12 protein-coding genes and 1 pseudogene are annotated in these 12272 nt (G+C 74.0%); 4 read left to right on the top strand and 9 right to left on the bottom strand.

The genetic code is table 11. The features are described from left to right. Positions 1 to 24: 24 nt before the first annotated feature. The 5 genes and pseudogenes from ABGB06_RS08870 to ABGB06_RS08850 all read right to left on the bottom strand — a co-directional run. Positions 25 to 717, bottom strand: a complete 693-nt coding sequence (locus ABGB06_RS08870) for a response regulator transcription factor (RefSeq protein WP_347587537.1) — start codon at positions 715 to 717, stop codon at positions 25 to 27. A 67-nt stretch (positions 718 to 784) separates the two neighbouring features. Further along, positions 785 to 1375, bottom strand: coding sequence for a GerMN domain-containing protein (locus tag ABGB06_RS08865; protein ID WP_347587047.1), 591 nt, complete (start codon positions 1373 to 1375; stop codon positions 785 to 787). A gap of 5 nt (positions 1376 to 1380) precedes the next feature. Next, complete coding sequence (locus tag ABGB06_RS08860; protein ID WP_347587045.1) at positions 1381 to 2736, bottom strand: acyltransferase; 1356 nt, start codon at positions 2734 to 2736, stop codon at positions 1381 to 1383. Between the two features lie 11 nt (positions 2737 to 2747). After that, entirely contained in the window at positions 2748 to 3593 is an 846-nt protein-coding gene (locus ABGB06_RS08855; protein ID WP_347587043.1) for an SGNH/GDSL hydrolase family protein, read from the bottom strand. A gap of 53 nt (positions 3594 to 3646) precedes the next feature. Continuing rightward, positions 3647 to 3973: pseudogene (locus tag ABGB06_RS08850) on the bottom strand (hypothetical protein); the annotation flags it as partial. 631 nt (positions 3974 to 4604) lie between these two features. Between ABGB06_RS08850 and ABGB06_RS08845 the strand changes: the two are divergent. After that, positions 4605 to 6749: an alpha-galactosidase gene (locus tag ABGB06_RS08845; protein ID WP_347587041.1), complete on the top strand. Its 2145-nt coding sequence runs from the start codon at positions 4605 to 4607 to the stop codon at positions 6747 to 6749. Between the two features lie 37 nt (positions 6750 to 6786). Here the strand turns inward: ABGB06_RS08845 and ABGB06_RS08840 are convergent, their stop codons facing one another. Further along, entirely contained in the window at positions 6787 to 7791 is a 1005-nt protein-coding gene (locus ABGB06_RS08840; RefSeq protein ID WP_347587039.1) for a zinc-binding dehydrogenase, read from the bottom strand. A gap of 122 nt (positions 7792 to 7913) precedes the next feature. Here ABGB06_RS08840 and ABGB06_RS08835 point away from each other — a divergent pair, with 122 nt between their 5' ends. After that, the gene (locus tag ABGB06_RS08835) at positions 7914 to 8609 is read left to right on the top strand and encodes a pentapeptide repeat-containing protein (RefSeq protein WP_347587037.1); all 696 of its coding nucleotides are present in this window, start codon (positions 7914 to 7916) and stop codon (positions 8607 to 8609) included. Positions 8610 to 8860: 251 nt separating this feature from the next. Here ABGB06_RS08835 and ABGB06_RS08830 read toward each other — a convergent pair whose 3' ends face one another. Beyond that, positions 8861 to 9028: a hypothetical protein gene (locus ABGB06_RS08830; protein ID WP_347587035.1), complete on the bottom strand. Its 168-nt coding sequence runs from the start codon at positions 9026 to 9028 to the stop codon at positions 8861 to 8863. 62 nt (positions 9029 to 9090) lie between these two features. Between ABGB06_RS08830 and ABGB06_RS08825 the strand changes: the two genes are divergently transcribed. Then, the gene (locus tag ABGB06_RS08825; RefSeq protein ID WP_347587033.1) at positions 9091 to 9897 is read left to right on the top strand and encodes a TrmH family RNA methyltransferase; all 807 of its coding nucleotides are present in this window, start codon (positions 9091 to 9093) and stop codon (positions 9895 to 9897) included. A gap of 469 nt (positions 9898 to 10366) precedes the next feature. Here ABGB06_RS08825 and ABGB06_RS08820 read toward each other — a convergent pair whose 3' ends face one another. Continuing rightward, entirely contained in the window at positions 10367 to 10942 is a 576-nt protein-coding gene (locus ABGB06_RS08820; protein ID WP_347587032.1) for a TerD family protein, read from the bottom strand. Between the two features lie 159 nt (positions 10943 to 11101). On the opposite strand from ABGB06_RS08820, the gene arfB reads away from it, so the two are divergent. Then, positions 11102 to 11575: an alternative ribosome rescue aminoacyl-tRNA hydrolase ArfB gene (arfB, locus tag ABGB06_RS08815; RefSeq protein ID WP_347587030.1), complete on the top strand. Its 474-nt coding sequence runs from the start codon at positions 11102 to 11104 to the stop codon at positions 11573 to 11575. Positions 11576 to 11627: 52 nt separating this feature from the next. Here arfB and ABGB06_RS08810 read toward each other — a convergent pair whose 3' ends face one another. Then, positions 11628 to 12146 carry a flavin reductase family protein gene (locus ABGB06_RS08810; RefSeq protein ID WP_347587028.1) on the bottom strand — a complete coding sequence of 173 codons (519 nt, stop codon included), beginning with the start codon at positions 12144 to 12146 and terminating at the stop codon, positions 11628 to 11630. Between the last annotated feature and the right edge of the window lie 126 nt (positions 12147 to 12272).

Genomic DNA, 12272 nt, shown 5'->3' with positions numbered 1-12272 from the left:
GCGGGCGTAGGCGGGGGCGCGGCCTCACAACGGGCCGAACCGGTAGCCGAAGCCGCGCACGGTCTGCACGTAGCGGGGGCGGCGGGGGTCGTCCTCGGTCTTCGTGCGCAGCCGCAGCACGCACGCGTCCACCAGGCGGGCGTCGCCGTAGTAGCTGTGCTCCCACACCTGTTCCAGCAGCTGCTGGCGGCTGAAGGTCCGCTCGGGGGAGGCCGAGAGGAACAGCAGCAGCTTGAGCTCCGAGGGGGCCAACGCGAGAACCTCGCCGCGTTTGGCGACGCGCAGCGCGGCCCGGTCGATCTCCAGGTCGCCGTGGGTGGTGTGCTCGGCGGGGGAGGCGGCGTCGGGCTGCGCGGGCGCGACGCGGCGCAGCACCGCCCGTATGCGGGCCTCGATGACCTCGCCGCTGGCGGGTTTGACGACGTAGTCGTCGGCGCCGGCCTCCAAGCCCACCACGACGTCGACGTCGTCACCGCGGGCGGAGAGGATGACGAGGGGCACCTGGCTGGTCTCGCGGATCCGCCGGCACACCTCCAGGCCGCTGATGCCGGGGAGCATCAGGTCGAGCAGCACGATCTCCGGGGCGGTGTCGGCCAGCGCCGCCAGGCCGTCCTCGCCGCTGCCGACCGCCTCGGTCTCGTGGCCGCGGCGGCGCAGCGCCAGCGCGACGCCGCGCCGCACGGCGGGATCGTCCTCGATCAGCAGGACCCGCGCCATGGCGACGACCTCCTGTCCCTCGTTCGGTTGGTTCACTTCGTTCGGGTCGTTCGGGTCGTTCGGTTCGTCAGTGCGCGCGGCCCCGGGGGGTGGCCGCGCCGGTCTCGTCGCACGTGACCTCCCAGGGGTCACCCGCGAAGCCCGACTCGTGCACCCGCACCACCACGTCCACCGGGTCCCTGCCGCCGGGGATGCCGGGCGCCGCGGCGGCCGTGCACACCAGCTGGCTCACCGCCACGCTGTCCAACTCCGCCACCGCCCACGGCAGGTACAGGTCGACCGTGCCCGCCGCCGGCCGCGCGCGGACCTCGTGCGATCCCGCCGGCAGCGCGGTGTCCAGGCCGCGCGCCCGCTCGGTGGAGTTGGGGCCGTCCAACAGGACGTTCAGCGCGTGCTGCGGTCCGGCGTCGGGCGGCGCGGGCCGCGTGGCGGGCCAGGTGCCCTGCGCCGTGACGAAGTAGACCCGCAGCGCCTCCGATCCGTCGAGGGTCAGCCCGCCCGAGGCCGGAGGCCCCGCGGCCACCGGCCCGGTGTCGGATATCCCGCAGCCGGCCAGCGCCGGGGCGGCGGCGAGCGCGGCGGCGAGCCCCGCGCACGCACGGGCCGAGCGCCCGGACCAGGACCGCGCCGTTCGTCCCGTGGTGTGCCACTCCCGCATGTGCCTCAGTCCTCCCCGATCCCGATCCCGATCCCGGTCCCGGTCCCGATTCCGGCGACGGCTGCGCCCGGTGCCAGCAGTCGATCGACGTCCACCGTCCCGGCGCCGGGATGCGGCCGCGGTATCGCGGCCCACACGACGGCGGCCACGGCGGTCGCGGTGGCCAGCGCCACCAGCCCGCGCCACCCGATCGCCCACCGGGCACGGAACCGTACCGGATCCTCCACCCAGATCCTCGACAGTACGGCCGCCCCGAGCGACAGGCCGATCGCCACGGCGGTACGGCCCCAGCCGCCGATCGCGACCCCGCCGATCCCGATCGCCTCGGGCAGCAGCAGATACACCGGCCAGTGCCACAGGTACAGGCTGTACGACAGCTCGCCCAGTCGGCGCGGAACGGCGCCGCCCAGCAGCCGCCCGGTGCGGCCGTCCGGTGCCCCGGCCAGCAGTCCGATCAGCACGGCCGACGCCAGCGAATGCGCGAACATCCCGCCCCGGAACAGGCCGGGGGCGTTCTGCCCCTCGGTCAGCAGCCAGGACCCGACGAGCCCGCACCCCAGCAGCGCGCCGGCCAGGTCGGCGGCCGGCCGGGGCACCCGTCCGAACAGCCGCCGCACCGGCGCGGTGGCGACCAGCGCGCCGAGCAGCAGCGAGAACGCCCGAGTGTCGGTGCCCTCGTACGCCCGCGTGGTGTCCACCCCGTCCGTCAGATCCGCCAGATCCACCATCAGCAGCAGGGAACCGAGCGCGCCGGCGGCGGCGAGGACGGCGACGCGCCACTCACCTGCCCGGCCGCGGGCGGCGGCCACGACCACCAGCGGCCACACCACGTAGAACTGCCACTCGACGGCGATGCTCCACAGATGGGCGAACAGCCGGGTGTCGGAGGAGTCCCAGTAGCCGACCCGCTCGGCGACGTAGTGCCAGTTGACGCCCTGGGCGGCCACCCAGGGCGCGTCGTCGAGCGCGAGGCGGAGCAGTGCGGGCGGGCCGAACGCCCAGGCCAGCAGTAGCGTTCCGACGCCCATGACGGCCAGCGCCGGCAGCAGCCGTCGCGCCCGGCGGCCCCAGAACGCGGCCAGGTCGATCCGGCCCCGGTCGGCCGCCTCCCGCAGCAGCAGTCCCGTGATCAGGAAGCCGGACAGGACGAAGAACAGGTCGACGCCGAGGAAGCCGCCGTCCAGATGCCCGGCGTGGAACAGCAGCACGGCCACGACGGCGCAGCCGCGAAGGCCGTCGAGCGCGGCGAGATGACCCCGGCCGCGTCCCGCGGACCGCTCGGCGGCCGGGTGGCGGGGGTTGGGGCGGGACCGGCCGACGAGACGGGCGACGGAGGCGGACATCGCGAACCTGACGGGCATCGCGGTGCCCGTCAGGCGCAGCCGAGTTGGGCGAACCGTTCGTCCCCGGTCCAGGCGCCGGTGGCCCACTCCTCGGGCGCGGCCGGGGCGAAGCCGTAGCGTGCCCCCAACTCCTCGCCGAACCAGGCGGCGAAGGCGGCCGAGCCCTGCTGGCACGAGTGGATGCCGTCGGGGGCGCGCTGCGCCTGCTCGGCGCCGCTCTCGGTGCCCCACAGTGCCGCGGCGTCGAGGAAGTGCACCTGGTCGCCGTCGCTTTCGGCGACCTCCTCGGCCATCTCGGGCGCGCTGTCGATCGCGCTCTCGTGCGGCCGGTAGAAGTCGTCGATCCGGAAGGGCGGGGCGGAGACGATGACGAGGTCCGCGTCGGCGTCCCCCGCCGTCTCGGCGAGCCGCTCGTACGAGGCGCGTTGCCGCTGGGGAGTGCCCCAGTCGTAGGTGGTGATCTGGTACGCGATCACGGTCGGCCGGAAGGAGGCGATGTGCTCCGTCAGGTCCGACCAGGTCGACTCCGCGATCTGGCGGCTCATCTCGTCGCCCTCCACGACGGTGCCGCCGCCGTCGGAGGAGGCGTCCAGGAACTCCACGCCGCTCGCCGTCAACGCCGCCTCCAGCGCGGCGCCCTCGACGCCCGCGATGGAGTCGCCCAGCCACAGGATCCGGGCGTCCTCCCGTTCGGGCGAGGACGAGGACGGGCTCGTCCCGGCGTCCGGCTCGGCGGCGTCGCCGCTACCGCTGCCGCAGCCGGTCAGGAGAACGCCGACGCTCACGGCGGCGACGGCGGCCACCGTGAGGCCGGCGAGGGCGGCGGGACGGCGGCGGGGGAGGAGGGAGCCCCGCGGGCTCGGTTCGGTCTGCATGCGCCCCACGGAACCAGCGCGCCGCGCCGCCCAGCGGCGTTGTCATCGCCCCATCACACAACGGGAGAGCGCTCGTCATCTCCGACGTTCCCGCCGGAACGGTCCGGCGAGTCAACGGAGTTCGTCGGCGAGGAGGCCCACGTCGAACGCGTCGCACCAGCGTCCGGACCAGCGTCCGTCGCGGCGGAGGACCCGGCGGAGGCGGTCCTCGTCGACGAGGCCGGCGCCGGCCCTTCGAGCGTCACCTTCGGGAGTCGCCGGGCGAGTGGGGCGGGCATCCACCAGGCCCACGTGCCGAGCAACTGCATGACGGCCCGCACGATCAGGCAGCGGATGACCAACGCGTCCATCAGGATCGCCACGGCGAGGCCGAGCCCGAACGATGACCAACGGACCATCGATGTCGCTCAGCAGGTAGTAGACGCCGGTGCCCGCCACCGTGAACCAACCCACCACCACCGGGTACCGCCGCCGGAACAGCAGCGCCCCGCACACCGCCATGATCAACAGCCAGGACAGGACCAGGGAGGGCAACGAATCCCCACCGTGGCTGAGACGCTGCCCCTCGCCGACGAGCGCCACCACCACGAACACCCCGGCGGCCAGCGCGGCGTCGGCGCGGGCGCCACGAGGCAGCCGGGAGCGGATCCGATCGAACGACGGCATGGATCCATCCTCTCCGCCGAACCGAGCACGGCGGATGGCACCCGAGCCGTTGGGCGGATGTTCACGGGCGGATGTTCACGGGAGGACGAAGCGGACCTGCGGCCAGTGGGGCGACGGGCCGTTGCACGACCTCGGGCTGTCCGCCCGGCGGGAGCCGGGTCACGCCCGGTTCGGTCGGGTATCGTCGGCCGGCGCGAGCGCGAAGAGCCCGGTGGGGTTGCTCGCCGTGGGGGAGTGGCCGAGGCGCGGCTGGCGCTCGTTTGTGCGGTCGCGCTGTTGACGAGGCCGGACGGACGAACATAGAAAGATCGCACAAGTCTGCACAGGATCGATCAGAGGACTCACATGCGTGACGGGACCCTCCTCCACCTCCGTTCCGCGGGGACCAGCCTGGTGCTGGACTGCACGGGACCTCGGCTACCCCGCGTGCTGCACTGGGGCGAGGACCTGGGCGAACTGTCAGAGGCGGAGCTGGCCGCGCTCGTCCGGGCGGAGACGCCGCAGGTCGCCTCCAACACGGTCGACACCGTGGTGCCGGTCAGCCTGCTGCCCGAGCATTCCGCGGGCTGGCTCGGCACCCCGGGCCTGACCGGCCACCGGGCCGGCGCCGACTTCTCCACCTCCTTCGCCGTCACCGCCCTGGAGCCCGGCGAACGCTCCCTGGAGGTGACCGCCGAGGACGTGCGCGCGGGGCTCGAACTGCGGATCGAGCTGGAGCTGACCGCCTCGGGCCTGGTGCGCCAGCGCGCCACGGTCACCAGCCTCGCCGAGCCCACGACCGCCCCGTTCACGCTGTCCGGCGTCCTGCTGACCCTGCCGGTGCCCGAACAGGCGGCCGAGATTCTCGACATGACCGGGCGGCACCTGCGCGAGCGCACCCCGCAGCGGCACGCGTTCACGATCGGCAGCCACCTGCGGGAGAACCGCAGGGGCCGCACCGGAACCGACGCGGTGACCGTGCACGTGGCGGGCGAGCCCGGCTTCGGCTTCCGCCGCGGCGAGGTCTGGGGCCTGCACGTGGCCTGGAGCGGCAACCAGCGCTCGCTGGCCGAGCGCACCGTCGGCGCCGTCTCGCTGCTCGGCGGCGGCGAACTGCTGCTGGCCGGCGAGGTGACGCTCGACTCCGACGAGTCGTACACGACGCCGTGGGTCTACGGCAGCTACGGGCGGCACGGCCTGGACGAGCTCGCCGGGCGCTTCCACGGCTACCTGCGCGGCCGCGAACGGCACCCGCGCACGCCCCGCCCGGTGACCCTGAACGTCTGGGAGGCCGTCTACTTCGATCACGACCTCGCCAAGCTCAAGGAGCTCGCCGACCTCGCCGCCGAGGTGGGCGCGGAGCGCTTCGTGCTGGACGACGGCTGGTTCCGGGGGCGCAGGGACGACCACGCGGGCCTCGGCGACTGGTACGTGGACGAGGACGTGTGGCCATCAGGACTGCACCCGCTGGCCGAGCACGTGCGCGGGCTCGGCCTGGAGTTCGGGCTGTGGGTGGAGCCGGAGATGGTCAACCCCAACTCCGACCTGGCCCGCGCCCACCCCGAGTGGATCATGGCGACCGGCGACCGGCTGCCGCCGGAGTCGCGGCACCAGCAGGTCCTCGACCTCGGTCACCCGGAGGCGTACGACTACCTGCTGGAACGGCTCGGCGCGCTGGTCGCGGAGTACCGGCTGACCTACCTGAAGTGGGACCACAACCGCGACCTGGTGGAGGCCGGACACAGCCCCACCGGGCGGGCCGGGGTGCACGCCCAGACCACCGCCGTCTACCGGCTGCTCGACGAGCTGCGGGCCCGCTTCCCCGATCTGGAGATCGAGTCCTGCTCCTCCGGCGGCGGCCGGGTGGACCTCGGCATCCTGGAGCGCACCGACCGGGTGTGGACGTCCGACTGCATCGACGCGCTGGAGCGGCAGCAGATCCAGCGCTACACCGGGCTGCTGCTGTCGCCCGAACTGCTCGGCTCGCACGTCGGGGCGCACCGTGCGCACACCACCGGCCGCACCCACCCGCTCGCCTTCCGGGCCGGCACCGCGCTGTTCGGCCACTTCGGCATCGAATGGGACCTGACCCGCGCCAGCGAGAAGGACCGGGCGGCGCTCGCCGAGTGGATCGTGCTGCACAAGGAGCTGCGCCCGCTGCTGCACACCGGGGCCGTGGTCCGCGGCGACCACCCCGACCCGGCGCTGTGGGTGCACGGGGTGGTCGCCGAGGACGGCTCGCGCGCCGTCTACGCACTGGTGCAGATGGCCACCAGCGTCGTCTCCCCGCCCGGACGGGTGCGGCTGCCCGGGCTCGACCCGGAGGCCGCGTACCGGATCGCGCCGCTCCCGCCGGGTGACCAGACGCGCGGCGGCTCGCGCGGCGGGCCCGTGTGGTTCGACGGCGGGGTGACGCTGTCGGGCCGGACGCTGGGCACGGTCGGGGTGCGCGCCCCGATCCAGTACCCGGAGCGGCTGGTGCTGCTGGAGGCGGTCCGCGTCACGGACTGACTCGCGGACCGACTCGCGGACCGACTCGCGAGACGACTCACGGAATGAGCACGACCTTGCCGATGGTCGCCCGGGACTCCAACGCCTGGTGGGCCTGGGCGGCCTCGGCGAGCGGGAAGTGGTGGACCAGCGGGACCAACGTGCCGGCGGCGCCGTGGGCCATCGCCTCGTCCTCCAGGACCCGCATCTTCTCCGGCCCGCCGATCCGGTCGAAGAGCGCCTGGCCGAGCACGGAACGCGAGGTGACGCCGAGCTCCGCCGTCTCGGCGGCGGAGGGGAGCGCCGACGCCGTCTCGTCGAAGCCGGCCGAGGCGTAGCCGTAGTTCAGGTGCTGACCGCCGGGCGCGAGGAGCCGGAGCGCCCGCCGGGCGTGCTCGCCGGCCACCCCTTCGAAGAGGTACGTCGCCGGGCGGTCGCCGAACGCCTCGCGCACGGTCTCGTCCCACCCCGGCCGGTCGTAGTCCACGGCGAGGTCGGCGCCCAGATCGCGGACGGCGGCGGTCTTGGCGGCGCCGCCGGCCGCGCCGATCACGACCGAGCCGCGGTGCTTGGCGTACTGGGTCAGCAGCGCGCCGATGCCGCCGGCGGCGGCCAGCACCAGCACCGTGTCGCGGGGGGAGAGGTCGGCGAAGCGGAGGATGCCCATGGTCATCCGGCCGGTGCCGACCAGGGCGACCGCGTGGTCCTCGCGGAGCCCGTCGGGGAGCGGGTGCAGCCGTTCGGTGCCGACCACGGCGAGCTCGGCGTAGCCGCCGGGCACCATGCCGAGGTGGGCGACGACCCGGCGGCCGAGCCAGCCGGCGTCCACGCCCTCGCCGAGCGCCTCCACGGTGCCGGCGACCTCGCGGCCCGGGATGGTGGGCAGTTCGGGCGCCGGGATGGGCCCGGGGTGGCGGCCGGTGCGCAGCGCGGTGTCGATCAGGTGGACCCCGGCGGCGGCGACGGCCACCCGGACCTGTCCGGGGCCCGGTTCGGGGTCTGGGAGCTCCTCGTGGCGGAGGTTCTCGGGCGGGCCGAAGGCGTGCAGTCGGATGGCGTGCATGGTGGCGTTCCTCGCTTTCCGCGTCGCCGCCAGCCTGCAACCTCAAGAGAGCTTGAGGTCAAGCCCGGGTGGGGTGGTTCGGTGCGGGGCCGTTGTCAGAGGCCTCGGGCAGGATGGCCGACATGGTGGAACGAGCGGAGCGGCCGAAGGATCGCCAGAAGCCGGTGCGGCGGCCCCGGCTGCCGGAGTACGACCTGCCGGAGCTGCGGGCGTTCGACGAGCCGGGGTTGGAGATCGAGGGGGACTACGACGGGATCGAGTTCGCCGACCTCGATCTGGCGGGCAGCGAGGCGCAGGGGGCGCACTTCCTGGACTGCGCGCTGCGGCGGTGCGCGCTGGACGAGACGGGGCTGAAGCGCGCCCGGTTCGTGGACTGCCTGGTCGACCAGCCGCGCGGGGTGGGCACGACGCTGGCCGAGGCGGAGCTGCGGGACGTGGAGGTGCGCGACGCCCGGCTCGGCGGCACCCAGCTGAGCGGCGCCACGCTGCGCCGGGTGCTGGTGCGCGGCGGCAAGATCGACTATCTGAACCTGCGGCAGTCGCGGCTGGTCGACGTGTCCTTCGAGGGCTGCGTGCTGGTCGAGCCGGACTTCGCCGGCGCGAGCCTGGAGCGGGTGTCCTTCGACGACTGCGAGCTGCGCGGGGCGGACCTCACCCAGGCGACGCTGCGCGAGGTGGACCTCCGCGCGGCGGCCCGGCTGGAGATAGCGAGGGGCGTGGACCGTCTGGCGGGCGCGGTGGTCACCGCCGCCCAGCTGCTCGACCTGGCCCCGCAGCTGGCGGCCCAGCTCGGCATCCGCCTGGCGGAGCCGGACTGACCTCGCCGGACCGACCGCGCCGGGTCGGACGGCAAAGGATTGTCCTCCGGAATTCTTCGCCGTTTATCGGAGCGGCGCGCGGCGCAGAATGAGTCCGTCACTGGAATCGGATGGAAGAGGGCGCCGTCATGGAATGTCCGTCATGCGGAAGCACCAACGTCACGCCCAGCGGCGCAGGTGACGGCTACTGGAACTGCATGGACTGCAATCACCGGTGGAAGGCGTATTAGGCCTCGCCACCTTCCGGGGAGTTATTCGAGAGATTGTTCGTCGAGGCGTGCTGCCAACGCCTCGGCGGCCTCTCGTTCCTCCCCGAAGAACGCCGCGCGCAATTCCCCGTTCTGATGGACATGGACCATGTGGCCCCAGGGATCGACGACGTACCACCCGCGGTCCTCGGTGTACCTGGCCTCGTGCATGGGGTACATCTTGTCGCGGAGCCGGACGGCAAACGTCCCGGTGGTCAACTACGCTCGCCGACGTGAAGGTTCGGAGGGTGACGACGCGCAACGCGCGGTTCCAGCAGTGGCAGGCGCTGCAGGTCAACCGGGCGAAGCGGCAGCGTCTCGGGGAGTTCCTGGTCCAGGGGGTGCGGCCGATCACGCTGGCCGTCCGGTGCGGCTGGACGGTCCGCGCGCTGCTGCACGACGGCGAGCGCCCCCCGTCGCGGTGGGCCGAGGAGCTGCTCCGGACCCACCAGGACGAGACCTTCGCGATGGCGCCCGACCTGCTCGCCGAGCTCGGCGAGAAGGAGGACCCCGCGGAGCTGGTGGCGGTCGTGGCGATGCCGCCGGACGACCTGACCCGCATCCCGGTGGGCCCCGACTTCCTCGGCGTGGCCTTCGACCGGCCGGTCAGTCCCGGGAACGTCGGGACGCTGATCCGGTCGGCCGACGCCTTCGGCGCGCACGGCGTGGTGGTGACCGGACACGCGGCCGACGTCTACGACCCGAAGGCGGTGCGGGCCAGCACCGGCTCGCTCTTCGCGCTGCCGGTGGTGCGGGCCGCCGGCCACCGGGAGGTGGCGGACTGGCTGGCCGCGGCCGAGCGACCGGTGACGGTGATCGGCACCGACGAGGACGGCGAGCGGGAGCTCGCCGACCTCGACCTGAGCGGACCCGTGCTGTTCGCGGTGGGCAACGAGACGGGCGGCCTGAGCGCCGGCTGGCGCGAGCTGTGCCACCACGTCGCACACATCCCGATGACCGGCACGGCCAGCTCACTCAACGCGGCCAGCGCCGCGACCATCGCCCTCTACGAAACGACCCGCCAACGCAGACACGCCTGACGGCGTAAGCAGGCCGGGAGGCGGCGGAATCGTCGAGCCTGCGGTCCGAGCGTGGCTGAGGTGTCCGCGTGCGGGCGCGGGTGCCTCCGGCGGTGGCGGTGGAGTCGTCGGGCCCGTGGCCGCCCAGCGCAGGCGCGTCTGGCGGCGCGAGCGGCCGGGGTGCGGGGTCGCCTGACGGCGTCGGCGTTGTGGGGCCACGGCGGGCGGTCGGATCCGGTGCGATGGCGGCTGCCGGTGCCGGGTCCGTGGCGCGGCCGTCGACCGGGTGGTCACCCGTGTCCCGCGGGCCGCGGCGGGGGAGGCGGCCAGCAACGACGCGCTCGTGGATGCGTCCGCGCGGTGCAGCCGGTGGTGCGGGGCCGGCTGCCGGCCTCGGCGGGAGCCCCGACGCGCGTGTGGGCCGGCCGCGCTGGCGCGGCCGGCCCACGGGTCCGCGCGCGTGGCACACCACGGCCACACGCCGGATCGTTCAGACGTTGACGCCGAAGTCCTGGGCGATGCCGGCCAGGCCGGAGGCGTACCCCTGGCCGACCGCGCGGAACTTCCATTCCGCGCCGGACCGGTAGATCTCGCCGAAGACCATCGCGGTCTCGGTGGACGCGTCCTCGGTCAGGTCGTAACGGGCGATCTCGGTGTCGCCGTTCTGGTTCACCACGCGGATGAACGCGTTCCGCACCTGGCCGAAGTTCTGGCTGCGGGCGTCGGCGTCGTGGATGGACACCGGGAAGACGATCTTGTCCACGTCGGCCGTCAGGCCGGCCAGGTTGATCTTGATCTGCTCGTCGTCGCCCTCGCCCTCACCCGTGAGGTTGTCACCGGTGTGCTCGATGGTCCCGTCCGGCGACTTGAGGTTGTTGTAGAAGATGAAGTGCTGGTCCGAGACGATCTTTCCGGTGGCGTTCACCCCCAGAGCGCTGGCGTCCAGGTCGAAGTCGGCACCCGTGGTGGTGCGGACGTCCCACCCGAGGCCGACGGTCACGGCGGTAAGACCCGGCGCCTCCTTGCTCAGCGAGACGTTGCCGCCCTTGCTCAGGCTCACACCCATTGAAGATCCCCTTGTTTCGTTGCTCAGGTTCGCTCAGGATCGCTTTGCGATGACGTTACTCTTACCCGCCCCAACGATGTCAGGGGGTGGCCCGGTTCCGGGGGAGCTCCGGGGAAAACCTGGATGCGCTCCGTCGATCGGCCGGGGATCCTGGAACGCATGTCCGGACCAGACCCCAGCGACGCCCGACGGGCCGACCGCGCCCCCGTGATCCGCGGTTCCGTCCGGCTGCCCGAATCCGAGCTGCGCTGGCGATTCTCCCGCTCCTCCGGACCCGGCGGCCAGCACGTCAACACCACCGACACCCAGGTCGAGCTGCTCTTCGACCTGGACGCCACCCGGGCGCTGCCCGAGGCCTGGCGGCGCCGGGCGCTGGAACGGCTGGAGGGGAGGCTCAGCGACGGTGTGCTCGTGGTCCGGGCCGCCGAGCACCGGTCGCAGTGGCGCAACCGCCAGGCGGCCCTCACCCGGATGGCCGCGCTGCTGGCCGAGGCGACCGCGCCGCCGCCCCCGCCGCGCAAGCCGCGCCGCACCTCGCGTGGGGCGAAGGAGCGGCGGCTGCGGGACAAGAAGCACCGCGCCGACCTCAAGCGGGGTCGTTCGACCGGCCGCGGCTCCGCCGACGGCTGGTAGCCGGCACCGGCGTCGGCGGCGCCCCGACCGGGTGCCGCCCGTCGGGTCCGCCTCAGCCCAGGCGGCGGTAGGCCCCGCGGTAGTACGTGAGCGGGCCGGCGTCGGCGTGCGGCAGGGAGGCGGCGAGCACCCGGGCCACCACCAGGGTGTGGTCGCCGGCCGGGACGCGCTGTTCGGTGTGGCACTCCAGGGTCGCCAGCGATCCGGTGATCAGCGGCGCCCCGCTGATCGCGCCGAGCTCGTGCGGCACCTCCTGGAACAGCAGTCGGTCGCTGAGCCGCCCCTTCATCGCGAACCGGCCGGCGATGGTGCGCTGCCCCTCGGCCAGCAGCGAGGCCGCCCAGCAGGGCTGGCGCTCCAGCAGCTCGTCCATCCGGGACCCGGTGCGCACGCTGACCATCACCAGCGGCGGGTCGAGGGACACGGACAGGAACGCCGTGGCCGTCATCCCGGCCGGGGCGCCGCGCGGGCCGTCCTCGTCGTCGTGCGCGGTGACCAGCACCACGCCCGCCGCCAGCCGGGCCATCGCGCCGCGGAACTCCTCCTCGCTCACCTCCTCAGGCTCCCCCATCTCCCCCGTCTCCGGGGATTGGGGGACGGCGGAGCGGCCGTCGCGCCGGGGGGTCGGGGACGGTCGGGCGGTCTGCCGGGAGGAGAGCGACACCTGGGTAAGCTAACGGCGCACGGCGGCACTCCG

This window comes from Streptomyces sp. B6B3, assembly GCF_039871525.1.
GTDB lineage: Bacteria > Actinomycetota > Actinomycetes > Streptomycetales > Streptomycetaceae > Streptomyces.
Note: the sequence above shows the minus strand (reverse complement) of the source record. Positions and strands in the feature narration are given on the sequence as shown.